General features: G+C 64.5%; 1 protein-coding gene. It reads left to right on the top strand.

Annotation, left to right across the window (positions count from 1 at the left end; genetic code table 11):
* The coding region (locus BLU85_RS30085) for a condensation domain-containing protein (RefSeq protein ID WP_092290085.1) at nucleotides 1-2,078 on the top strand (2,078 nt) is incomplete at both ends.

Below are 2,078 nucleotides of genomic sequence, written 5' to 3'. Positions count from 1 at the left end.
CGCAGCTACTTGCAAGGGCAATTGCCGGAATACATGGTGCCCGTGGCCTATGTGCGTCTCGACGCCATGCCGCTGACCCCCAATGGCAAGCTCGACCGCAAGGCCTTGCCGGCGCCGGAACACGATGCACTCATCACCCGCGGCTACGAAGCCCCCCGAGGCGAAGTCGAAACGACCCTGGCGCAGATCTGGCAGGACCTGCTCAAGGTCGAGCGCGTCGGCCGTCACGACCAGTTCTTCGAGCTGGGCGGTCATTCGCTGTTGGCCGTCAGCCTGATCGAGCGCATGCGTCAAGTCGGCCTGAGTGCCGACGTGCGTGTATTGTTCGGCCAACCGACGCTGTCGGCATTGGCGGCGGCAGTGGGCGGGCGCAGCGAAATCGTGGTGCCGGCCAACGGCATTGCCCACGGCTGCATGAAGATCACGCCGCAAATGCTGTCGTTGACCAGCCTGGATCAGGATGCCATCGACCGCATCGTGGCGACGGTGCCGGGTGGCGCGCGCAACGTGCAAGAAATCTATCCCGTGGCACCGCTCCAGGAAGGCATTCTCTACCATCACCTCTCGGCCGAGCAGGGCGATCCCTATGTCTTGCAGGCCCTGTTCGGCCTGCAGGACCGGCAGCGCCTCGACGACTTCATTCGGGCGTTGCAGGGCGTCATCGATCGCCACGACATCTTGCGCACCGCTATCGTGTGGGAGGGTCTCGACGAGCCTCAGCAAGTGGTCTGGCGCGAAGCGCGGTTGGGCCTGGAGGCGTTCACGCCGGATCCGCAAGGCGGGGACGTCATTGAACAGCTGCATCGGCGTTTCGACGCTCGTCACTATGGGCTCGACATGACCCAGGCACCGCTGATGCGCCTGGCGTTCGCCGAAGACAAGCCCAACCAGCATTGGGTTGCCTTGCTGCTGTTCCACCACATCGCCCTTGATCACACGGCGCTCAAGGTGGTGCAGCACGAGATGCGGATGCACTTGTTGGGGCAGATCGGACAGTTGGATGCGCCGGTGCCTTATCGTCACTATGTGGCGCAGGCACGCCTGGGTGTGAGTCGTGAAGAGCACGAGGCGTTCTTCCGCGACATGCTCGGCGACGTGGATGAACCGACGTTGCCGTTCGGCTTGCAACAGGTGCAGGGTGACGGCAATGACATCGAGGAGGCCAGGCGGCTGCTCGACCGCGATCTGAGCCGCCGTCTGCGACGTCTGGCACGGATGTCCGGGGTGGGGGCGGCCAGTCTCCATCACTTGGCGTGGGCTCAGGTGCTGGCATGCGTCTCGGGCACACCTGACGTGGTGTTCGGTACGGTGCTGATGGGCCGGATGCAGGGTGGCCAGGGCGCTGATCGTGCTTTGGGGATGTTCATCAATACCTTGCCATTGCGGGTGGCGGTGGGTCAGCAGGACGTGCGGCAGGGTGTCCAGGCCGTTCATGGACGTCTCTCCGCGCTGTTGGGGCATGAACACGCCTCGCTGGCGCTGGCACAGCGCTGCAGCGGGGTGAGTGCGCCGATCCCGCTGTTCAGCGCGTTGCTGAACTACCGCAATTCCAGTGAACAGTTGGATACGCAGAGTGAGGCCTTGGCCTGGCAGGGCATCGAGACACTGGGGGGGGAAGCCCGCACCAACTATCCGCTGACGCTGTCGGTGGACGACCTGGGTGAAGATTTCGCCTTGACGGTCCTGGCGGCGAGCGGTGTGGGCGCTCAACGGGTCTGCGCCTACATGGAGCGCGCACTGCAAAGCCTTGCCACTGCGCTGGAGTCCAGCCCTGCTTCACGTCTGCAGGACCTGACCGTGCTGCCGCAAGCCGAACGTCAACAGGTGCTGGACGCGTTCAATGCAACCGCACGCGACTATCCACGAGACAAGACGGTCCATGGTCTGTTTGAAGCGCAAGTGCGGGCTAATCCCGAGGCGCTGGCGGCCGTGCATGACGAGCACAGCCTGACCTACGCCGGACTGAACGACCGGGCCAATCGCCTGGCCCGTCATCTGGTCGGCCTGGGCGTACAGCCGGGCGACAGCGTGGCGCTGGGGCTGGCGCGTTCGATCGAGCTGCTGGTCAGCCAACTGGC

Origin of the sequence: Pseudomonas sp. NFACC14, assembly GCF_900106885.1 — a bacterium.
In the GTDB taxonomy this organism is placed as follows: domain Bacteria; phylum Pseudomonadota; class Gammaproteobacteria; order Pseudomonadales; family Pseudomonadaceae; genus Aquipseudomonas; species Aquipseudomonas fluorescens_AA.
The sequence above is the reverse complement of the archived record's forward strand: the minus strand, read 5'-3'. Positions and strand labels throughout refer to the sequence as shown.